The organism is Actinoplanes sp. KI2, assembly GCF_025630775.1.
GTDB lineage: Bacteria > Actinomycetota > Actinomycetes > Mycobacteriales > Micromonosporaceae > Actinoplanes.
In genome coordinates this window covers 90,851-111,841 of record NZ_JAOSZE010000029.1, presented here as the reverse complement: position 1 = coordinate 111,841, position 20,991 = coordinate 90,851, and the positions used below count along the sequence as shown (strand labels likewise).

The window sequence follows — 20,991 nt, the reverse complement described above, 5'->3', positions numbered from 1 at the left end:
CGCTGAGATGAGGGACCTGCTGACCGGTCTCGACGTCGTCGACGACGCGGACGTCCTGGACGGTCTGAGCCACGACGAGGCGGAGTGGGCACCCTACGGGACGGCCGTCGCGGCCGTCCGTCCCAGGACCACCGATGACGTACGCCGCATCGTGGCGGCCTGCGCACGGCAGGGAGCGCCGATCGTGCCCCGCGGGGCGGGCACCGGGCTCTCCGGCGGGGCGAACGCGGTGGACGGCGCCGTGATCGTCGACCTGTCCCGGATGAACCGCATCGTCGAGATCGACGCCGACAACATGACCGCGACGGTGCAGCCGGGCGTGGTCAACGACGACCTCAAGAAGGCGGTCGCCGAGCACGGGCTGTGGTATCCGCCCGACCCGGCCAGCGCGCCCTGGTCGACGATCGGCGGCAACGTGTCCACCAACGCGGGCGGGCTCTGCTGCCTCAAGTACGGCGTCACCCGCGACTACGTGCTCGGGCTCGAAGCGGTGGTCGGCGGCCCGGCCGGCGACTACGGCACGGTGGTCCGGCTCGGCCGGCGCACCACCAAGGGGGTCAGCGGCTACGACCTGACCGGGCTGTTCACCGGCTCGGAGGGCACGTTCGGGGTGATCACCGAGATCACCGTGCGGCTGCGGCCGGCCCGCCGGGAGGCCCCGCGCACGGTGGTCGGCGCTTTCGGCAGCGTGGTCGCGGCCGGCGAGGCGGTCGCCGCGATCACCCGGGCCGGGCTGCTGCCGGCCGCGCTCGAACTGCTCGACCGCACCTGTCTGCGGGCCGTCGAGGAGTGGAAGAGGCTGGGCCTGGAGGCGGACGCGGCGGCGCTGCTGCTGGCGCAGTTGGATGCGCCCGGGGCCGCCGGGGACGAGGAGGCCGCCGCGGTCGCCGAGGTGTTCCGGGCGGCCGGGGCGATCTGGGCCGAGCGGTCGACCGACGAGATCGAGGCGGAGGCGCTGTTCGCGGCCCGGCGGCTGGCCTACCCGGCGCTCGAACGGCTCAGCCCGGTGCTGACCGAGGACGTCTGCGTGCCGCGCTCACGCGTACCGGAAATGTTGCTGGCGATCGAAGAGATCGCCGCCCGGCACGGCGCGAGCATCGCCACGATCGCGCATGCGGGCGACGGCAACCTGCACCCGATGATCATGGCGCCACCGCACGACGACGCGGCGCGGCGGGTCGCGCAGGCGGCGTTCGAGGACATGCTGACCGCGGCGATCGGGATGGGCGGGACGGTCACCGGCGAGCACGGGGTCGGTCTGCTGAAGCGCGGCGGGATGCGGCAGGAGCTGTCGCCGGCGGTGCTGGCCATGCAGGTCGCGGTCAAGCGGACGCTGGACCCGCTCGGCCTGTTCAACCCGGGGAAGGTCATCGGCTGAGGATCGCCTCGCGCACGGCCGGGACGATCTCGCCGGCCCAGCGGCCGAGGGAAACCAGGTCGGTGGCGCCGCCGTCGGGTGCGAAGAGGATGAAGCCCGACGCGCCGTGCTCCAGCACCGCCGTGGTCAGCTCCTCGACCCACTGGCCGGCCGAGCCGCCGACCCACCGGCCGTCCCGATCACGGGTGGCGGTCAGCGGCCGGTCGGTGATGCGCCCGGGGAGGTTGAAGACCGTACCGATCTCGCCCGGATCACGGCCCACGGCCGCCGCCGCCTCGTCGATGACCGGCCGCGACGTCCGGTATCGCTCGCTGCGCCAGTCCGCGGCGTGACCCGGGATCCAGCCGTCGGCCACCCGGCCGGTGGCGGCCAGCGACCGCGGGCCGACCGATCCGGTCCACACCGCGGGCGCGGGCACGGGGGCCGGCTCGATCTGGTCGACCCGGTAGTAGCGACCCCGGTAGGTGACCGGCGGTCCGCCCCCGGACAACATCCTGACCAGGACGATCGCCTCCTCGAAGGCGTCGACGGCGGCACCCGGCGAGAGCCGCGGCACGCCCATGCCGGCGATCCGATCCCACCGGCCGCCGGCACCCATGCCGAGCACGATGCGGCCGCCGGACAGCGCCGACAGCGTCGTCACCGCGCGGGCCAGCATGGGAGCGGGCCGGGTCGGGAGGTTGGTGACGTTCGCGAGACCCGAGAGCCCTCGCGTACGCCCGAGGATGAAACCGATCGCGGCGTACGCGTCCGCCCGGCCGCCGAGATAGGGATGGTCCGACAGCGAGAAGAGGTCCAGCCCGTCGCGATCGGCCTGATCCGCCATGCGCAACAGCTCGGGACCGTCGGCGACGTCGCTGTGCGCGCCGAATCCGAAGAGTGTTCTGCTCACCACCCCACTCTCGGCGGCCGGCCGGCGGACAGGAAGGCCGGGCCGAGGGTGGTACCGGCAGGGACACCATCGCGATCATCGACGCTGCTACGTTCGAACGGTGAGCGACAACGAGCTCGGGCTGTTCCTGCGCGTACGCCGGGCGGCGGTCACCCCGGCCGAGGTGGGACTGCCCACCGGGCCGCGCCGGCGCGCCCCCGGGCTGCGCCGTTCCGAGGTGGCGGCCCTCGCCGGGGTCAGCGTGGAGTACGTGACGAGGCTCGAACAGGGACGCGACCGCCGGCCGTCCCCGCAGGTGCTGTCCGCCCTCGCCGACGCGCTGCGGATGAGCGCGGGCGAGCGCACCCTCCTGTACCGCCTCACCAAGGCGGCCGACCCCGGCTTCAACTGCCGGGGCCACGCCACCCCGGACCGCACGGTGCGGCCGACCGTCCGAGCGCTGCTCGACCGCCTCGAGCCGACGCCCGCCGTGCTGCTCAACCAGCTCAGCGACATCCTCGCGCACAACGCCGGCTTCGAATGGCTGGCCGGACCGATCGGCCTGCTGGACGCGACGGCCCCCAACCACGCCCGGTACGTCTTCGCGGACGACCGGGCACGCGCCGCCTACCCCGACTGGGACCAGATCGCCGATGAGCAGGTCGCGGCGCTCAAGCAGGGCCCGTTCCGGGCGGAGCCGCGGATGGCCGCCCTGGCCGACGAACTGACCGTCACCGCGGGCGACTCCTTCACCCGGCGAGTGGCCGGCATTCCCGCGCGGGCGAGGCCCGGCGGCGTCATCCGGCTGGCCCACCCCGAGGCGGGCCTGCTCCGGCTCGCCCGCGAGACGCTCGAGCTCCCGGTCGACGACGATCAGCGTCTGATCGTCTACCTGCCCGCCGACGCGGCGACCTCGACGGCGCTCGACCGGCTCGACAGCCGCCCACCGCAGCCGCTGCGGCTCGTGGCCGGGTGACGCCGGAGGACCACTGCTACCTCGCTGCAACCCAAAGACAACCGCGATGCACCCGTACGGACCGAGCGTGGACAGCCCCCTCCCTCGATCGGAGCTGCGCGTGTCCGACGGCGAATTTCATGCCTATGTCGCCCTGCTTGTCGTCAGCGGCCTGGTGCTGTCGGTGCTCGCCGTGCGCGGGTTCGGTCAGTCCATGGGCGCCCGGGTGGTGGACGGCCTCTTCAGCATCGGATTCCTGGGCTACGCCGCCTATCTCGTGGTGGGCGACCCGGCCACCGTCCGGATCTTCTCCTACGCGTTCGCGGTGCCGATCTGGGCGGTTGTCCACGTGCGGCGCGCGCACAAGGCGGCGCGGGTGACCGCTCCCACCTCGGACGCCACGCCCTCGGGCGGCTACGGAGGCGGGTTCACGCCGGTCGTCCCGCAGCCCTGGTATCCCGCCGTGGCCGGTGCCGGAACCACCATCGACGGCGAGTTCACGGCACAGCCGATCCAGGCCGGCCCCGGGTCGCCGCCGCAGCCGGCCCACGAGGCGCCGTTCGCTCCGTACAGCTCCTATCAGGACCTGCCCTCCGGGCTGGCCAACGCGCCGGGCCTGTCCTGGTACGCCGAGCCGACGGCGCAGCATCAGTGCCTTCCCGAACAGGCGCAGACGGCGTACCCGAACCCGGCGCCCGCCTTCCCGGCACCGGCCCACTTCGCCCCTACTCATGCCGCACCCGAGCACGCGTTCCACTCGAACTATCCGCCCGGCTACCCGGATCCGGACGCCACTCAGCTCATTCCGGCGCTCGGCTACCAGCCCGCACACACCGCCGCCCACGAGTACGGGGCATACCCGCAGGTACCGCAGACCTCATCGCCCGGCCACTGGCCACCACACCGATCGTGACGCCGTCGGGGCGTTAGAGTCGCCGGGCATGGGACTCCTTACCTTCAGCCTCAACCTCACCCTGGACGGTTGCGTCGACCACCAGGAGGGGATCGCCGACGACGAGACGCATGCCTTCTTCACCCGTCTCATGGACGAGAGCGGGGCAATGCTGTGGGGTCGCGTCACCTACGAAATGATGGAGAGCTACTGGCCGGCCGTCGCCCGCGGCGACGAGGAGGCCCCGCCGGCCCTCCGCGAGTGGGCGGTCAAGCTGGAGGCCAAACCCAAGTACGTGGTGTCGTCGACGCGCACGGACTTCCCGTGGACGAACAGCCACCACATCGCCGGTGATCTGCGCGAGGGCGTGCAGAAGCTCAAGGACGCGACCCCGGCCGGGGTCCTCCTCGGAAGCGGGAAGCTCGCGACCGAGCTCGACCGGCTGGACCTGATCGACGAGTACCAGCTGCTCGTCCATCCCAGGATCGCCGGCCACGGGCCGACGCTGTACCAGGGCGGGCTGCCCGGCACGCGCCGGCTGGAGCTGATCTCGGCGGAGCCGCTCCGCAACGGCGTGGTGGCCATGCACTACCGCCGGGCGCGCTGAATCGCCGGAGTCGAGCGGCTGACCGGGTTCGAACCGGTGACCTCCACCATGGCGAGGTGGCGCTCTACCAACTGAGCTACAACCGCGTGGTGCAGCGAGCGGCCCGCGGGCATCGAACCCGCTGCTCCGGTTCGGAAGACCGGCGTGTCCGCCGAGTTCACCAGGACCGCACGTTTGGTGCGTCGCCCGTCCGGGGGTTGAACCCGGTCTTCCGGAGTGAGAGTCCGGTGGTCTACCTGCCTCAGCCTCACGGGCGTTCGTTGCTGTCCGCTGTGGAATTTGTCAAAGACGAAAAAGCCGCCGGTCCCGGATCGGGAACGGCGGCGGCAAGCCTGACTGGCGCTGCTAGCGACGCCACCGTTCCCGGTAGGAGGAGCCCACGACGGACCCACCGCGCGGCTCGGGCCGCTGCTGGGTGATCGTGGCTTGCCGTTGCATCGGTGTGCTCCTTGCCGTGCTCGTCGGTGGTGATCACTACGGTAAGGCCGCCCGCCGGTGCCGGCAACGCATTAAATGCGGGCCGGGCTCAAGTCACCAGCCCGCGGCGGTAGGCGTAGACCACCGCCTGGACGCGGTCGCGCAGGTCCAGCTTGGTGAGGATCCGCGAGACGTACGTCTTGACGGTCTCGTGGCTGATCACCAGGGCCGCCGCGATCTCGCCGTTGGAGAGGCCGTCCGCGATCAGCCGCAGCACCTCCAGCTCGCGCGGCGTCAGCGGGACGTCGTCCGGCCGGTCGGCCGCGGGCCGGATCCGGGCGGCGTACCGGCCGACCAGTTGGCGGGTCACCTCCGGTGCGAGCAGGGCGGACCCGCTCGCCACGGTGCGGATGCCCTGCAACAGCTGTGCCGGTGGGGCGTCCTTGAGCAGGAAGCCGCTGGCTCCGGCGCGCAACGCCTCGTACACGTACTCGTCGAGGTTGAAGGTGGTCACCACGAGCACCTTGACCGGATCGGCGACGCCGGAGCCGGCCAGCCGCCGGGTGGCCTCGATGCCGTCGAGCACCGGCATCCGGACGTCCATCACGACTACGTCCGGCCGCAACCGGGTGGCCAGCTCGATCGCGGCCCGGCCGTCGCCGCACTCCCCCACCACCTCGAGGTCGGGCTGGGCGTCGATGATGGTGGCGAACCCGGTCCGGATCAGCGCCTGATCGTCGCAGACCAGAACCCGCAGCGGCGCGGTCACGTCGCGCTCCCGGCCCGCGGCGGCACAGTCACGAGGCGCTCCCCGGCACGCAGCGGCGCGGTCACGTCGCGCTCCCGGCCGGGATCCGGGCCGTCACCCGGAAGCCGCCGCCGGCCCGCCCGCCCGCGCTGAACTCGCCGCCGAGCAGGTCGACCCGTTCGCGCAGCCCGGCCAGCCCGCGCCCGCTGCCGCCCACCGCCGCCGGCCGGGTCGCCGTGCCGTCCGTGCTGACCTGCACGAAGATCTCCGCTGCTCGGTGCCGCACGAGGACCTCGGTGCGGCTGCCGTGTGCGTATTTGAGCGCGTTGGTCAGCGCCTCCTGCACCACCCGATAGGCCGCGACCTCGGCGCTCCCGGCCGGGTCGCGCGCGCTGCCGTCCTCGGTGAACTCGACCGGTTGCCCGGCCCGGCGGGTCTGCTCGACCAGTTCCCGCAGCTGCGCACGGCGCTTCGGAAACGGCGCCTCATGATCAGGATTGAGGACGTCGAGCAGGTGCCGCAGATCGCCGACGGCCCGCCGTCCGGTGTCGGTGATCGTCGTCAGCGTCTCGTCCAGGCGCTCCGGCGCCCCGGTCAGGTAGCGCGCCGCCTCGGCCTGCACCACCATCGCCGTCACGTGATGGGTCACCACGTCGTGCAGTTCCCGGGCGATCCGGGTGCGCTCGGCCGCCCGGGTCGCCTCGGCCACGTGGCGGCGGCGCTCGGCCTCGGCCGCCCGGGTGGACCGCAGCCACGCCCCGGCTCCCCAGAAGATGGCCAGGATCAGGTAGAACGTCGCGAACCCGGTGAGCCCCTCGGCCGACCCGCGCCGGGTGAGGGCGACGGCCAGCGGCACGTACGCCGCGGTGGCCAGGACCATCGTGACCCGGCGGTGTCGCTCGACGTGGGCACCGGCGCTGAGCAGCGCGATCGGCAGGGCGATCGCGGCCGCGGTGTGGTAGCCGCGCAACTGGTCGAGGGCGAACCCGAGCGACACCAGCGTCAGGCAGATCAGCGGCCATCGCCGGCGCACCGCCAGCGGCAGGCATTCGAGCGCGACGACCAGCAGGGTGCCGGCGTCCCACGGCCGGTCCGGCAGGTCGCCGAGCACCGTGCCCTGCCCGCGCAGCCCCGGCGTCACCGTGGCGATCACCAGCAGCAGACCGAGCGGGAAATCCCGGACCGTGACGTCGAGCCGACGCCAGCGGTCCGGGATGCTCCGGAGGTCGATCACGGGACGAGCGTAGCGGTGGGGGCAACACCGCGGCCGCGGCGCGGGACGATGTGGCCCCGACGGCGGGCCAGCACCAGGAAGACGATCGTCACGATGGTGCCGGCCAGCACCGAATAGATGCTCGCCTCCGGCCCGAAGACGCCGCCGCTGAGCAGCGTCGGCCCGGAGGTCGTGGCGTGCAGCAGGCCCTCGGGCGTGTTGCTGCCGGAGACGTCGGTGCCGAAGATCGCGCCCTCGGCGTAGTTCCAGCCGAAGTGCAGGCCGATCGGGAGCCACAGGCTGCGGGTGGCGGCGTACGCGGCGGCCAGCATGGCGCCCGCCTCGATCGCGATGGCGATCGCGCCCCACAGGCTGGCGTGCGGGTTGAACAGGTGCGACAGTCCGAACAGGACGGCGGTGAGGCCGAGCGCGAACCAGGTGCCGAACCGGCCCTCGACGATCCGGAAGACGATGCCGCGGAACAGCAGCTCCTCGGTCGCCGCCGCGGCGGCCATGAAGCCGAACAGCGCGATCGCGCCGGCCACCGAGCCCCAGCCGTGCACGTGGTAGCCGCCGACGAAGGCGATGTTCACGATCACCGCGGCGAACAGCCCGATGCCCAGCAGCGTCCCGCGGCTCAGGGCGCCGACCGCGCCCGGCCGGGCCAGCTCGGTCACCTCGCGCTTCTCGGTGCGCCCGACGATCCAGCGGTAGCCGAGGACCGCGAGCGCCGCCGTGGCCAGTCCGAGGATGAGGGTGAGCGGGGTGTTCCAGTCGACGGCGGCGACCGCCTGGCTGCCGGCCAGGGCGATCGCCGCGACGACCACGAGCTGCTTCAACAGGCGCATGACGACTCCTTCGAGGGCTGTCGCGGCCGGTCGCCGCGGACATGTCGAACGCTATGGATTCGACGGCCCGAAATCGTCACCGCACGGTGGACACCTGCGGGTAGCTCGCGAGGGGGACAAGGGTCAGCCGACCGGTCCGGTGGCCAGCTTCACCGAGGCGGAGTGCGACTGGCCGGACAGGTCGGTCCAGACCACCTTCACCCTGTCGCCGGGGTGGTGCTGGTCGAGCACGGTGGTCAGGTCGGTGGCGGAGGTGACCTGGTTGCCGGCCACCGAGGTGATCACGTCGCCCCGGCTCAGGCCCGCGGCCTCGGCCGGGGTGCCCTGGACCACGCCGGTGACGGCGGCGCCGGACTCGCCGGTGGACCCGCGGCCGGTGTTGCTCGAGGCCCCGATGCCGAGGTACGCGGTCTCGCCGATGTGGATCTTGCTGGACGACTGGCCGGCCCGGATCTGGTCGGCGATCTCGGTGGCGGTGGCGATCGGGATCGCGAAGCCGTCGCCGCCGGCCGACTGGTACTGGAAGCCCGCCGACGCCGCGGTGTTCACGCCGATCACCTCGCCGGAGGTGGTCAGCAGCGGGCCGCCCGAGTCGCCGGCACGGATGTCGGCGTTCACCTCGATGAGCCCGGTGAGCTTCTCCGACGAGCCGGTGCTCTCGTCCTGCGCGGTGATCGACTGGTTCAGCGCGGTCACCGACCCGCCGACGGCGCTCGGGGTGCCGCCGGTGCCGCCCGCGTTGCCGATCGCCACCACCGGGTCGCCGGCCTTGACCGTGGCCGTGGACAGCTTGGCGGTGGCCAGCCCGGAGGCGCCGGAGAGCCGCAGCACCGCGACGTCGCCGGACCGGTCGTACCCGATCACGGCCGCGCGGTACCGCTTCTGGTTGCCGATGTCGGTGACGGTGATGCTGGTGGCGCCCGCGACCACGTGGTTGTTGGTCAGCACGACGCCGTCCGACGCGATCACGATGCCGGTGCCGGCGGCCTCGCCGTTCTGGTAGCCCAGCACGGTGTCGATGTCGACCAGGGCGGGGTCGACCTTCTGCGCGACCGCGGCCACCTGAGCGTCGGTGGCGCCGGTCCCGCCGGTCGAGCCGCCATTGCCCTGGTCCTGGCCGCCGCCCTGGTCCTGGCCGCCGCCCTGGGGGAGGCCGCCGTTGCCGTTGTCACTGCCGGGGTTGAGGGGGAGGTAGGGGGCGGAGTAACCGCTGTTGGCGGACGCCGGGGACGAGGCGACCGGCCGCAGCGACCAGCCCGCGGCGAAGCCACCCGCGCCGACGAGCGCGAGCAGGGCGATGCCGCCGCCGACCGCGGCGACCACGCGACCGGTCCGCTTCCGCGGAGGAGGGGCCGGCTGCTGGTACGGATCCTGGTACGGCTGCCACTGGCCCGGAGGTGGCCACCCGCCCGGGCCGGGTGCGTAGGTGTACTGATCGGGAATGGTCACTCCTCGGTTGTACTGCGCTTTTCTAGGAGTGGGCTGAGAGACCGCTGGACAGTCGCCGCACAGATTCGGTTGGCACACTTGCTTACCGTGATCGTCCGCCTCGCCCTCGTGCTGGCCGTCCTGCTCGTCGTTCCCGCCGTCCTGGCCGGCGAGCGCTCCGGGGCCGCGCCGATGGCGCGCGGCTACAACGGGCTGGCCGCGACGCCGCCCATGGGGTGGAACGACTACAACGCGGTCGGGCTGGACGTCACCGAAGATCTGGTGCGCCGGACGGCCGACACGATGGTGTCCTCCGGTCTGCGGGACGCCGGGTATCGCTACGTGACCATCGACGACGGCTGGATGGCGGCGCGGCGCGACGCGGACGGGAACCTGCAGCCGGACCCGGCCCGTTTCCCGCACGGGATCGCGGCGCTGGCCGCCTACCTGCACGCCCGCGGCCTGGAGTTCGGCATCTACGCGGACGCCGGGGTGCACACCTGCGGCGGGCTGCCCGGCAGTCTCGGGCACGAGCGTGCGGACGCCGACCGGTTCGCGGCCTGGGGCGTGGACTACCTGAAGTACGACAACTGCTACGCCGGGCCGGGCTGCGCCGCCAACTCCTGCCCGGACGGCACCGAGCAGCCGGCCCGCGACCGGTACGCGCGGATGCGGGACGCGCTGCTGTCGACCGGGCGGCCGATCGTGTTCAGCATCTGCTCGTGGGGCACCGGCGATGTAGCGCGGTGGGCGGCCGGATACGGCAACCTCTGGCGCACCACCGGGGACATCACGGCGACGTACGCGAGCCTGGTCTCGATCTTTCACCAGACCGTCGGGCTCGGCGATCACGCGGGGCCGGGCGGCTGGAACGACCCGGACATGCTTGAGGTCGGCAACGGCATGACGGCCGTCGAGGATCGGACCGAACTCACCCTGTGGGCCGCGCTGGCCGCCCCGCTGATGATCGGAACCGATCTCGTGCACGCCCGGCCGGAAACGCTCGCGCTGCTCGCCAACCCTCGGGTGATCGCGATCGACCAGGACCCGCTCGGCCGCCCGGCCCGGCCGGTGTCGTCCGCGAACGGCCTCGACGTGCTGTCCCGCCCGCTGGCCGGCGGCGACACCGCGATCGTGCTGTTCAACGAGACCGATCAGCCGGCCACGATCGCGACGCCCGCCCCCGGCCGCACCGCGACCGACGTCTGGACCGGAGCGACCACGACCACGAATGGCGCGCTCCGAGCGACCGTGCCGGCTCACGGCGCGATGCTCTACCGAATCGCCGGCTGACCCGGCCTGCCGTCAGCGGCTTACCGAGTCGCCGGCCGATCCGGCCCGCCGTCAGCGGCTTACCGAGTCGCCGGCCGATCCGGCCCGCCGTCAGCGGCTTACCGAGTCGCCGGCCGATCCGGCCCGCCGTCAGCGGAAGGAGAACCGCCGCCTCTTCGGCCTGCGGAAGCCCTGCAGGGTGTCCGCGCCCTGCCGGAGCAGGCGGGTCGCTCGGCTGTTAGGGCCGCGCCGCCGCTCGACGGCGTCGCTGAGTTTGCGGGCGCCGAACGCCGCCAGCGGCACGGCGATCGCCAGGAGAACAAAACGTCGGAACAGGTTCAGGAACATCCACCTCAGGTACCCCATCCCGCCCGATATCAACCCGGCCGGTCATCGGGCGGGGATGAAGACCCGCATCACCGACGGGCCGCGGTTCGCCCACAGGTGGTACGGGATCGCCGTCAGGGTGACGCGGCGACCCACCTCGGGCGGCAGCTCCGACAGGTCCGCCCAGCCGGTGCCCGCCCAGCCCGAGTCGTCGCGGGCCAGCCCGGTCGCGGTCACCAGGATCGGGTCCTCACCCAGGAAGCCCTCTCGCACCTGCTCGTGCAGGGGCTCGTCGACGCACAGCTCCACGCGGTTGACGTCGACGGCCTCCGGCTGGTCGACGCTCTCCAGGCAGTACACGACCGGCCCGCGCTCGATCGCCACCGCTCCGCGCATCGCGTCGGCCGCCGGGTGCGCGACGGTCAGCCGCACCGGCATCGGCAGGGTCAACGCGACCCGGTCCCCGACCCGCCACTGCCGCTCGATCACCAGATAGCCGGCCGCGTTGGCGGACGCCGGCCAGGGCGTGCCGTTGACCGACACGGTGGCGCCCCGGCACCAGCCGGGCACCCGCAGCGCGAGCGTCCACGGCCCGTCGCCGGCTTCGAGCACGCTCACCTCGATCGCGCCGTCCCGCGGGTACTCGGTCTCGACGGCGATCGTGACGGTGCCGGTGCGGATGGTCGCGGGCACGTACTGGTGGAGCTGGACGCCGGAATCCGAGTACGTGGCCAGGTAACCGCCGAGCGAGGCGACCGTGCGCATGATGTTCGGCGGGCAGCAGGCGCAGGCGAACCACGGCGGCCGGGTGCCCGGCGCCTCGGCGCGGGCCGGGCGCGTCTGCGTGGCGGCGGCCGGCCGGGCCACCCGTCGCTGTGCCGGGTTGTTGTAGAAGAACCCGGTGCGGTCGGTCGAGGTCGACGCGGCGAGCAGGTTGTACAGCGCCCGCTCGATCGCGTCGGCGAACCGGCCCTCGCCGGTGGCCAGCTGCAGCCGCCAGCACAGCATGATGTTCGCGATCGTCGCGCACGTCTCGCCGTACGCGAGGTCCGGCGGCAGCTCGTACTCCTCGCCGAACGCCTCGCCGTCGAAGCGGGAGCCCACCGCGCCCGTCAGGTACGTCTTCGTCGCGGTCATCGACTCCCACTGCCGCAGTGCGCTGTCCAGGAGCGCCCGCTCCCCGGTCTCCAGGTACACGTCGACCACGCCGCACAGCAGGTACAGCGCGCGTACCGCGTGCCCGGCGACGGTGGACTGCTCGCGTACCGGCACGGCGTCCTGGAAGTAGGTCGAGTCGAAGTGGCCGTTCGCGTCCAGCACGCCGTGCCCGCGCACGTCGAGGAGCTGGCGCGCCAGGTCGAGGTAGGTGGCGTCGCCGGTCTCCCGATACAGCTCCACCAGGGCCATCTCGATCTCGGGGTGCCCGTCGGTGTCCTTGCGCCGCCGATCGGCGAACTCGGTCACGACGCAGTCGGCGGCCCGGCGCGCGACGTCGAACAGCTCGTCGCCGCCGGTGCCGCGGCGATGCGCCACGCCCGCCTGGATGAGGTGCCCGATGCAGTACAGCTCGTGGCTGATCACCAGGTTGTTCCACTGCACCTCGTGCCCGGCCTGGACGTTGGAGTTGAGGTACCCGTCCGGCTCCTGCGCCGCCCGCAGCACACGGGTCAGATCGCTCACCGCCGCGTCGAGGCCGGCCGCCGGATCGCGGCCGACGTCCCAGGAGATGGCTTCCAGCACCTTGTAGACGTCCGAGTCGCTGAACCACAGGCCCCGATGCGGGCCGGCGAGGCGCCGCAGGTTGTCGACGGAGCCGTCGCGTTCCAGCCAGCCCAGCGCGTGCGGCGTGGTGACCTCCCGGTTGACCTGCTGCCACCGGCCCCAGAAGCCGCCGGTCAGCACCGCGTCGCGCAGGCCCAGCGGGCGCACGGCGAGGTGTTCGGCGGACCGCGGGGAGACGGGTCCGAGCACAGAAGTCACGGCGGTTCTCCTTGTCGACGGGGCGGATCAGCCACGCAGCGCGCCGGTGACCAGGCCGCTGACGTAGAAGCGCTGCAGCAGCAGGTACACCAGCAGGCAGGGCATCATCGCCACGACGACACCCGCCTGCAGCGCCCCGAAATCGATGATGTTGTACGAGGCGTACCGGATGTTCACCAGCATCACTGGCAGCGTGTACTTGGCGCCGTCGTTGAGGAAGATCAACGGTGCCAGGTACTCGTTCCAGGAGGTGAGGAACGAGAACAGCGCGACGGTGACGACGCCGGGCAGCACGATGCGCAGCGAGACGTGGCGCAGCGCGCCGAAGCTGGAGGCGCCGTCCACGAGGGCGGCCTCCTCCAGCTCCCGGGGCACCGACTCGAAGCTGTTGCGCATCAGGTAGATGCCGAACGGGAGCTGGAACATGACCAGCACCAGGGCGAGCCCGATCAGGCTGTTCTGCAGGCCGAGGTGGCCGAGCACGATGTACAGCGGAAGCAGGATCGTCGCGTACGGCACCATGAGAATGGCCAGCGTGGCGGCGAACAGCAGGGTTCGCCCGCGGAAGGCGAACCGCGCGAACCCGTACCCGCCCAGCACGCACACCACCACCGACCCGATCACGGTCAGCACGGCGAGCAGCACGCTGTTGACCAGGTACGTCCCGATGCCCTGGTCGAACCCGGCCAGGCTGCGGTAGTTGGCGATGGACAGGCTGTGCGGAAACCAGGTGGGTGGCTGCTGGTTGGCCTCGGCCCTGGTCTTGAACGAGTTGAGCAGCGCCCACAGCAGCGGGAACAGGAAGGCGCTCGCGATCGCCATGCTGACCAGGTGAAACAGCGTGCTGCGGGCCGCCTTTGCCGACATCAGTCCTCCCGGTGGCGCAGCAGGCGGAGTTGCAGGACGGTGAGCACGACCAGGGCGATCAGCAGGACGACCGCCTCGGCGGCGGCGTCGCCCAGCCGGAACGACTGGAACGCCTTGTTGTACAGGGCGAGCACGACCGTCACCGTGCTGTTGTCCGGCCCGCCGTGGGTCAGCACGTAGAACTGGTCGAACGCGAGCAGCGAGCCGGTCACCGACAGCACGGTCAGCAGCGCGATCGTGGGCTTGAGGCCCGGCAGCGTGATGTACCGCAGCCGCTGGAGCATCGACGCGCCGTCCACCCGGGCCGCCTCGTACAGCTCGCCCGGGATGGACTGCACGCCGACCAGCAGCACCACCATCTGGAAGCCGACGAACTTCCACGTCACGAGCGTGATGACGGAGAACAGCGCCTTGCCGGGCGTGTCCAGGAAGCCGACCGGCTGGTCGGTGATCGAGGCGGCCTGCAGCGCCTGGTTGAACACGCCCAGCCGGTCGCTGGAGTCCACCCACCACATCGTGGAGGCGGCCGCGGTGCCGACGACGTACGGCAGGAAGAACGCCGTGCGGTAGAAGCGGACGCCCCGGCGCGGCGCGTTGGCGACGGCCACCAGGACGAACGCCACGGCGAACAGCACCACCGTGGTGATCGCGGTGTACACCAGGGTGAAGGTGATCGCGCCGAGGAACTGGTTGTCGTGGGCGAGGTGCCGGTAGTTGTCGAACCCGTCGAACGTCGGCGAGCCGAGCAGCGGCCAGTCCATGAAGGACATGGCGACGAGGATCGCCAGCGGCACCAGGAATAGTCCCGCCACGATCACCGCGGTGGGGGTGACGAACAGCAGCCCGGTCAGCGGTCGCCGGGCGGCGGAGCCCCGCGACCGGCGCGTCGTCGCACCGGTCGCGGGGGCCTCGGCTCCCGCCCGAGTCGTCGTCAACGACACGACATCCTCGTCATCAGTTCGCCGCGTCCAGGCCCGCTTGGATCTTGGACTGCCCGTCGGCGAGCGCCTGGTCGATGTCGGGGCCGTAGAGTGCCGCCCGGATCGTGGCCAGCCACGGCCCGTTCGGGTTGTTGAACAGGTCGCCGAACGGCAGGGCGAACGGCGTGTGGCCGTTCTTCAGGCCGTCCGCGATCAGCTTGGTCCGTGGATCCGCCGCCGTGTACCTGTTGCCCGCCAGGTCGGTGCGTCCCGGCAGGTCACCGTTCTTGGCGATGATCTCCACTTGGGCGTTGTCCTCGAGGGTCCACTTGAGGAAGTCCCACGCCTGCGCGCGGTGTTTGGAGGTGGCGGAGATGCCGGCCACGTCGCCGCCGATGAACGTCGCGGTGCCCGAGCCGTCCGGCGCCATCAGCGGCGCCACACCCCACTGGAACTTCTTCTGCTTGAGCAGGTCGCCGACGATCGGGGAACCCAGCGGCAGGATGCCGACCTTGCCCGCCTCGAAGTTGGCCGGCCAGGTCGAGCCGTCCTGCGCCTTGTCGCTCGAGTCGACCAGCTTCTCGTCGCTCATCTGCTGGTAGAGGCCGAAGATCGACTTGAACGCCGGGGAGTCGATCGACACCTTCCTGCCGTCGTCGGAGAGCACCGGCTCGCCCGCCGCCCACGCGTACGGGAAGAGCGTGTAGACGCCGCAGCCGCCGCAGCTCCCGGCCAAGTCGAAGCCGGTGATGCCGTGTCCGAGCGCGGTGATCTTGCGGGCGTCCGCGAGCATCTCGGTGAAGTTGGCCGGCGGCTTCTCCGGGTCGAGGCCGGCCTGCTTGAACAGGTCCTTGTTGTAGAACAGCACGGACGAGTCCAGCTTGTGCGGCACCGCGTAGATCTTGCCCTCGTACGAAGCGACCTTCAGGTGGGACTGGGCGATGCTGCTGTAGTACGGCAACGCCTTCACGTCGGCGCTGATGTCCTGGAACAGCCCCTGCTTGGTGTAGTTGGGCGAGTAGACGACGTCGGAGGCCAGGATGTCGGGCAGGCTGTGCGAGCCGGCGGCGGCGCCGACCTTCGTCAGATAGCTGTCGTTGGGGATGATGGTCAGCGCCACGTGGTTCTTGTGGCTCGAGTTGTACGCGTCGACCAGGCGCTGGCTGAACTGGTCGGTCGCGGAGCGCACCCACATCGTGAGCTGGGTGCCGTCGTCCGGGTTGCCGCTGCTCGTCTTGTTGTCGCCGCTGCCACAGGCCGCCACGGTCAGTGCCAGGGTCACGCCCATGACCGGTAATCGCCACCTGTTAAGGACCATGTCCGCTCCTCACGTCGAAGATCTGAAGCTGCTGGATGCCGACCGCTCGCCCGGCAGCGGGCGTGACGAGCATGCGTACCTGCCGCGCCACGATCGGCGGGAACGTGACGTCGTTTCTCGTCGGCGGCCGGCAGCGGCGCCGGGACCACGACGTGGGTCAGGTCGCGCGCGGTGAACACGCACCGGCCGTCGACGTGCAGCGAGTACCCGGCCGGCGGCTGACGCGCCGGCGCTTTAACCGCGAAGCCCTGCCGGGAGGCGGCCTCATTGAGTCCGGAAAACCTTTTCGGCCGAACTTTAGGCCGGTGCCGTGACGGTTGTCAATGACGGCCACCGGCGATGCTTCGAAACCATGAGAACGCGCTGGAATTGCGGCTGTCCCGGATGTTATGGGCGCCCGAGCCGACGCCACCTCGACGGCCTGAAACCTTTTCGGAAAACCCTTTCTCGCATCGTCGTGCCGTAGCCGATCGACCGCACCGGCGAGCAGCCGCGATCAGCTTCCCGGCTGGACCGGCGGCCGCCTCGGCGTTCGTTCAGCGTGGCAAGAGGCGATGCCCTACCAAATGCACAAATCGACCCGGCTAATCGGGGTCTATCACCCATAAAACCTAATCTGCAGGTCGCAGATAGCCAGACGCGAACCGAGTTTTCTGGAATGACGGTTGCTGTCGGCCAGCGTACGACTGACGATGTCTTACAGGAGGTGCGTCATGTCGAACTCGAACACCTCAGCCGACGACCGGACCTACTATCCGGGTCCAGGCATCGTCGTCACCGGCCTCTACATCGAGACGTCGGAGGCGCGCTACCGGCTCCGCGATCTGATCCTTGAGGATCCGTCCTACTTCTACGCCTACAAGGCGATGACGGCGGCGTTGTACTGCGGGGTGGTCGAGTTTCTGCTCGCGATGGTCGTCGCCGTCGTGCTCGGCTCGGCCGTATGGCTCTGCCTGGCCGGAGCGGTCGTCGCGATCGGCCTGGCCGGCGCCGTCCTGATCGACGGCCATCGCAACCCCCGGCGGATGGAACTGGCCGCCTGGTACGAAGGACGCCGCGTCCTGCTGTTCGCCTCGAACGACCGGCGCCGCTTCGAGCAGGTCCGGCGGGCTGTCATCCGCGCCCGGGAGTCCGGTCGCCGGCCGAGGCCCTAGGGCGCCCGCAGAGCGTCCCGGACGGATCGAATCATCCGCAGTGCACGGTCGCCCTGGCGCCCGTAGTCGAGGAGATCCTTGAACAGGGCGTTGTGCCGCACGGTCAGGTCGTGATCGGTCAGAAGGAAGTCGGCGCCCGCCGCCGCCTCGACGAACAACACGTCGCCGTGGCTACGTCCAAAGAATTGGAGCAGCTCGAACGAGCCGCCGAGCCCGGAATGATGCTCCAGGTCGAGCGGCGTCACGCCGAAGAAGAACCGGTCCGTGTTCTCCGCGAGGTCGAGCAGGTGGTCGAGCTGCCGAACCATGACGTCCCGCCCGCCGATCGGCCGCCGGAGCACCGACTCGTCGATCACCGCCTCGATGCGAGGAGCGTTCGATCCCTCCAGGCGCTCGAAGAACGCCTGCTGACGGTCCATGCGCAGCTGGACCCGTGCCTCGACCTGCTCATCGTTCGGGTCGGCGCGCAGGGTCAGGGCCGTGTTGGCGCGCGCATAATCGCGCGTCTGGAGCAAACCGGGAATGAAAAGCAACTGCCACGTGCGAATGACCGCCGCCTCGTGCTCGAAGGCGACGAAATCGGCGAAGGCGCCGGTGAGCCGATGCCTGCTGTACCACTGGCGAGTACGGGAAATGCGGGCGAGCCGCGACAGGTCGGCGACCGTTTCCTCGTCGGTGACGCCGTAGTGCGCCAGTAGCGCCCGAACTTCCAAGAGCTGAATCGACACCTCGCCCTTTTCGATTCGAGTCAGTTTCGAGACCGACCAATCCATGGCGTCGGCGACATCGGGCGGGCTCATCTTCGCCTGGACGCGCAATGTCCGGAGACGCTGCGCGACGTTGGCCCTCGCGATCTTCGGCCCGAGCGTGGTGGGCGGCAGGACGGACTGGCCGGACGCCTCGTGCATCTCCGTCACCGCCTCATCCCCGATCGCCGTCGGCAAACTGCAAAACGCAGGTAGCTGACGCCATCTGCTGACCTTACCCCATGCGTTGACTTCCATCACGGACCGCGCCGGACGCTGTGCCGATCGATTCTCCGGAGGGATCCAGACGACTGAATCTCAGGTACTGTGGGTGATCGGCCGGCTCCGATGGGGTGGTTCGTCCGTACCCAGGTGATGGGGGTCTTGACTCCAAGGGCATTTGCTCGGGTTTGCAGGAGGCGCAATGCATGACGAGATTGAACCCGGATGGCGCAAAAGCTCGAGAAGCTCCGGCGGGAACTGCGTCGAGGTCAGGGAAACCGATGACGAGGTGCTGGTGCGGGACTCCAAGGATCGCGAGGGCCCCGTTCTCCACTTCGACCGCGAGGCGTGGCGCGCATTCATCGAGGACCTGAAGGCGGGCGACATCTTCGCCGACTGACCACGCTCGGATCAGTGGTTGACGAGTTTGGCCATCAGCGTGCGCGCATCCTCACCGGACGCGGCAATGTCCATCAACGAACCCACCAGGGCCCGGTAGAGGCCGATCCGGTCGTCGTCGCCTTCCAGGATCCGGTCCCCCTCGGCCCCCTCGAAGAACACCAGGCTGGTGTCCGCCGTGTCGTGGACCTCGAACGACCCGGCCAGGCCTTGGTGCGGCCCATGATCCAACGCGAGGATGCCGAGCTTGACCGTTGGCCGGCGGGAGACCTCGATGAGGTGCTCGATCTGTTTGCGCATCGTGTCCGAACCGGTGTGTGTCCGGCGCAGCACGGACTCGTCGAGCACGACGTGCACCTGTGGCGCGTCATCACCCGAAAGCCGCTCCAGGAAAGCGCGGTGACGCTCCTCGCGCACCTGCACGCGCTCGGCGACCTCGGCATCCCCGGCCGGCAGGCCGGAGATACGGCTGATCATCTCCTGCGCGTATGCCGGATCTTGGAGGACGCCCGGGATGAAGTTCGGCTGATTGAGGAAGATGCTGTGGGCAACCCTCTCGGTGTCGCGCAGCCGCCGGAACTCGACCGAGTTCCGCACGTCGAACATCTTCGTCATCTCACGCCCTCCATATGGCCCAACGCTAATGTAAGTGCGGCTCGCGATCTGCAGAACGCAGATTTCCAAAGGCGGACTGCAGAGTACACCCCCGCGCACGTGCCGGGGCTCAGCGACTTGGCCATCACACGAGTTGCGCTCCGGATCGGCCGATCCGGAGCGCAACGAAGGGTGCGTCAGTTGGCGTGCAGAGCCTGGCGTACGGCCGCCGGAAGAACGACGCCGGTGGCGGAGACGGCGACCGCGTCGGCCGCGGAGGACGCGTCGAACGGCGAGCCCTCCGGCCGGCAGACCGTGCCGGCCGCCGGCGGCTCGCCGGTGACCAGGTAGGTCGAGACGTTGTCGTTGACGCACACGTTGCCGGCGAGCAGGTACGCCGCGTGTCCCCAGCCCGCGTAGGAAAGCAGCCGCGAGTTCGGCAGCAACTGCGACGCCGTCACCGCGCCCTGATAGCGCGTCGCCGGGTCGAAGTAGTTACCGACAACCAGAACCGGGGCGGCCGTACGCGTGGTCCACGGCCCCAGGTAGCGGTCCTGTCCGGCGCCGGCCGGCCAGACCCGGCACGAGCTCCAGGTCCAGTTCCAGACCCGCCCGAAGTAGCCGTACCGGCTTTCGTTGCGATCGGCGGACCGCTGCCAGGCGCCGAACGAGCGCGGGTTGAGCGTGTCCGAGCAGGTGACGCCCGGCGATCCCTCCACGTCGTTGGCGTAGTAGGCGGCGGTCAGCCCGAAGCGGGCGCGGTTGGCGGCCAGCTTCTCCCCCAGCACCGCCGGGGAGACCTGCCCCTCGAGGTAGGCGAGGATCGAGGCCAGATCGGCCCAGGTCGACGCCCGATAGAGGTCGCCGAGGGTCAGACCGATCAGGTCGTTGTAGGTGAAGGTGATCGTCTGACCGGTCGCGGGGTTGACCACCTGTGCCGGGTGGTCGAGCAGCCGGCCGGCCAGCGCGGCGAACCGCCGGCTCGCGCCGCCGGAGAACGCGCAGCCGCTCCCGGCCGCGTCGCAGAGCCGGAAGAACTCGCCGAGCGTGGCCCGGGCGCCGTCGGCGCTGCCGATCCGGGTGCCGACCGGGGTGGTGAGCGCCTGCGTGCCGCGGCCGGTGCTCCACGCGACCGGGTCGACCACGCCGTCGATGACCAGCGCGCGGAAGTTGTGCGGGAACAGGTTGGCGTAGGTCTGGCCGAGCAGCGAGCCGTACGAGTAGCCGAGGTAGGTGAGCTTGCGGTCGCCGAGCACCCGGCGCAGCAGATCCAGGTCGCGGGCCGCGTCGGCGCTGGACATGTGGTCCCGGATGGCGCCGCCGTGGCTCGCGCAGGCGGCGGCGAGCCGGCCGTCGGCGGCCCGTTGCTGCTGCTCCTCGGCCGGCGTCTGCGGGAACGGGAACGGCGGCAGCGACGCCATGGCCTGCTCCAGCGAGTCGAAGCAGAGCAGCGGCGAGCTGCGGTAGATGCCGCGCGGATCGAACCCGACCAGGTCGAAGCGCGCCCGGACGGAGGCCGGGTAGTACGGTCCGGCCGCCCGGACGAAGTCGACCCCGGATCCGCCGGGACCGCCCGGGTTGATCAGAAGTGATCCGATCCGATGTGCGGGGTCGGAAGCGGGCAATCTGATCAAGGACAGGGCAATCTGGGCGCCGCGCGGGTGGTCGTAGTCGAGCGGGGCCGGGACGGTGGCGCACTGGAAGCCGTTGCCGCAATCCGACCACCCGGGTGGGCCGTTGCCGGCCGAGGCCGCGGCCGGCGCGACCAGGGTGCCGCCGAGGGCTGCGATGACAGCGGCGGCCAGTACGAGGCGAAGACGCGTCATGACACCTCA

Annotated in this window: 20 protein-coding genes and 3 tRNA genes; 7 read left to right on the top strand and 16 right to left on the bottom strand. The window is 71.0% G+C overall.

Annotated elements, in window-relative coordinates:
* Window positions 1-7: 7 nt before the first annotated feature.
* Window positions 8-1,378: an FAD-binding oxidoreductase gene (locus ODJ79_RS29125; RefSeq protein ID WP_263026793.1), complete on the top strand. Its 1,371-nt coding sequence runs from the start codon at window positions 8-10 to the stop codon at window positions 1,376-1,378.
* Here ODJ79_RS29125 and ODJ79_RS29120 read toward each other — a convergent pair.
* Window positions 1,368-2,270, bottom strand: a complete 903-nt coding sequence (locus tag ODJ79_RS29120; RefSeq protein ID WP_263026792.1) for an LLM class flavin-dependent oxidoreductase — start codon at window positions 2,268-2,270, stop codon at window positions 1,368-1,370. The two genes, ODJ79_RS29125 and ODJ79_RS29120, sit on opposite strands and share 11 nt — an antisense overlap.
* Before the next feature lie 100 nt (window positions 2,271-2,370).
* On the opposite strand from ODJ79_RS29120, the gene ODJ79_RS29115 reads away from it, so the two are divergent.
* From ODJ79_RS29115 to ODJ79_RS29105, 3 genes are all read left to right on the top strand, one after another.
* Window positions 2,371-3,225, top strand: a complete 855-nt coding sequence (locus ODJ79_RS29115; protein ID WP_263026791.1) for a helix-turn-helix domain-containing protein — start codon at window positions 2,371-2,373, stop codon at window positions 3,223-3,225.
* A gap of 100 nt (window positions 3,226-3,325) precedes the next feature.
* On the top strand, window positions 3,326-4,117 hold the full coding sequence (locus tag ODJ79_RS29110) for a hypothetical protein (protein WP_263026790.1): 792 nt from the start codon (window positions 3,326-3,328) through the stop codon (window positions 4,115-4,117).
* A gap of 28 nt (window positions 4,118-4,145) precedes the next feature.
* A complete protein-coding gene (locus ODJ79_RS29105; RefSeq protein WP_263026789.1) occupies window positions 4,146-4,703 on the top strand; it encodes a dihydrofolate reductase family protein in 558 nt (185 codons plus the stop codon).
* Between the two features lie 13 nt (window positions 4,704-4,716).
* Here ODJ79_RS29105 and ODJ79_RS29100 read toward each other — a convergent pair.
* From ODJ79_RS29100 to ODJ79_RS29070, 7 genes are all read right to left on the bottom strand, one after another.
* Window positions 4,717-4,789, bottom strand: a tRNA-Gly gene (locus ODJ79_RS29100).
* Window positions 4,790-4,800: 11 nt separating this feature from the next.
* Window positions 4,801-4,873 (bottom strand) — tRNA-Gly (locus ODJ79_RS29095).
* Between the two features lie 12 nt (window positions 4,874-4,885).
* Window positions 4,886-4,959: transfer RNA gene (locus tag ODJ79_RS29090), tRNA-Glu, on the bottom strand.
* Window positions 4,960-5,229: 270 nt separating this feature from the next.
* Complete coding sequence (locus ODJ79_RS29085) at window positions 5,230-5,889, bottom strand: response regulator (protein WP_263026788.1); 660 nt, start codon at window positions 5,887-5,889, stop codon at window positions 5,230-5,232.
* Between the two features lie 61 nt (window positions 5,890-5,950).
* Window positions 5,951-7,102: a sensor histidine kinase gene (locus ODJ79_RS29080; RefSeq protein WP_263026787.1), complete on the bottom strand. Its 1,152-nt coding sequence runs from the start codon at window positions 7,100-7,102 to the stop codon at window positions 5,951-5,953.
* Window positions 7,099-7,929, bottom strand: a complete 831-nt coding sequence (locus ODJ79_RS29075) for a CPBP family intramembrane glutamic endopeptidase (RefSeq protein ID WP_263026786.1) — start codon at window positions 7,927-7,929, stop codon at window positions 7,099-7,101. The genes ODJ79_RS29080 and ODJ79_RS29075 overlap by 4 nt, the downstream gene beginning before the upstream one ends.
* A gap of 123 nt (window positions 7,930-8,052) precedes the next feature.
* Window positions 8,053-9,378 (bottom strand): S1C family serine protease, encoded by a 1,326-nt coding sequence (locus tag ODJ79_RS29070; protein WP_263026785.1) that lies wholly within the window; start codon window positions 9,376-9,378, stop codon window positions 8,053-8,055.
* An 87-nt stretch (window positions 9,379-9,465) separates the two neighbouring features.
* On the opposite strand from ODJ79_RS29070, the gene ODJ79_RS29065 reads away from it, so the two are divergent.
* Window positions 9,466-10,650: a glycoside hydrolase family 27 protein gene (locus tag ODJ79_RS29065; protein ID WP_263026784.1), complete on the top strand. Its 1,185-nt coding sequence runs from the start codon at window positions 9,466-9,468 to the stop codon at window positions 10,648-10,650.
* A 129-nt stretch (window positions 10,651-10,779) separates the two neighbouring features.
* On the opposite strand, the gene ODJ79_RS29060 is transcribed toward ODJ79_RS29065, so the two are convergent.
* The 5 genes from ODJ79_RS29060 to ODJ79_RS29040 are packed head-to-tail and all read right to left on the bottom strand — an operon-like array spanning window position 10,780 to window position 16,041.
* A complete protein-coding gene (locus ODJ79_RS29060) occupies window positions 10,780-10,995 on the bottom strand; it encodes a hypothetical protein (protein WP_263026783.1) in 216 nt (71 codons plus the stop codon).
* A 24-nt stretch (window positions 10,996-11,019) separates the two neighbouring features.
* Window positions 11,020-12,936 carry a glycoside hydrolase family 127 protein gene (locus tag ODJ79_RS29055; RefSeq protein ID WP_263026782.1) on the bottom strand — a complete coding sequence of 639 codons (1,917 nt, stop codon included), beginning with the start codon at window positions 12,934-12,936 and terminating at the stop codon, window positions 11,020-11,022.
* A 27-nt stretch (window positions 12,937-12,963) separates the two neighbouring features.
* Window positions 12,964-13,803 (bottom strand): carbohydrate ABC transporter permease, encoded by an 840-nt coding sequence (locus tag ODJ79_RS29050; RefSeq protein WP_263026781.1) that lies wholly within the window; start codon window positions 13,801-13,803, stop codon window positions 12,964-12,966.
* On the bottom strand, window positions 13,803-14,738 hold the full coding sequence (locus tag ODJ79_RS29045) for a carbohydrate ABC transporter permease (RefSeq protein WP_263026780.1): 936 nt from the start codon (window positions 14,736-14,738) through the stop codon (window positions 13,803-13,805). The genes ODJ79_RS29050 and ODJ79_RS29045 overlap by 1 nt, the downstream gene beginning before the upstream one ends.
* A gap of 19 nt (window positions 14,739-14,757) precedes the next feature.
* Complete coding sequence (locus ODJ79_RS29040; RefSeq protein ID WP_263026779.1) at window positions 14,758-16,041, bottom strand: ABC transporter substrate-binding protein; 1,284 nt, start codon at window positions 16,039-16,041, stop codon at window positions 14,758-14,760.
* 713 nt (window positions 16,042-16,754) lie between these two features.
* Between ODJ79_RS29040 and ODJ79_RS29035 the strand changes: the two genes are divergently transcribed.
* The gene (locus ODJ79_RS29035; protein ID WP_263026778.1) at window positions 16,755-17,195 is read left to right on the top strand and encodes a DUF6232 family protein; all 441 of its coding nucleotides are present in this window, start codon (window positions 16,755-16,757) and stop codon (window positions 17,193-17,195) included.
* Here the strand turns inward: ODJ79_RS29035 and ODJ79_RS29030 are convergent.
* Entirely contained in the window at window positions 17,192-18,103 is a 912-nt protein-coding gene (locus ODJ79_RS29030; RefSeq protein WP_263026819.1) for a helix-turn-helix transcriptional regulator, read from the bottom strand. The two genes, ODJ79_RS29035 and ODJ79_RS29030, sit on opposite strands and share 4 nt — an antisense overlap.
* Before the next feature lie 262 nt (window positions 18,104-18,365).
* On the opposite strand from ODJ79_RS29030, the gene ODJ79_RS29025 reads away from it, so the two are divergent.
* A complete protein-coding gene (locus ODJ79_RS29025; RefSeq protein ID WP_263026777.1) occupies window positions 18,366-18,563 on the top strand; it encodes a DUF397 domain-containing protein in 198 nt (65 codons plus the stop codon).
* An 11-nt stretch (window positions 18,564-18,574) separates the two neighbouring features.
* Here ODJ79_RS29025 and ODJ79_RS29020 read toward each other — a convergent pair whose 3' ends face one another.
* Together ODJ79_RS29020 and ODJ79_RS29015 are read right to left on the bottom strand one after the other, a co-directional pair.
* Complete coding sequence (locus tag ODJ79_RS29020; protein WP_263026776.1) at window positions 18,575-19,246, bottom strand: DUF5753 domain-containing protein; 672 nt, start codon at window positions 19,244-19,246, stop codon at window positions 18,575-18,577.
* 107 nt (window positions 19,247-19,353) lie between these two features.
* Window positions 19,354-20,982 carry an alpha/beta hydrolase gene (locus tag ODJ79_RS29015; protein ID WP_263026775.1) on the bottom strand — a complete coding sequence of 543 codons (1,629 nt, stop codon included), beginning with the start codon at window positions 20,980-20,982 and terminating at the stop codon, window positions 19,354-19,356.
* Window positions 20,983-20,991 lie beyond the last annotated feature (9 nt).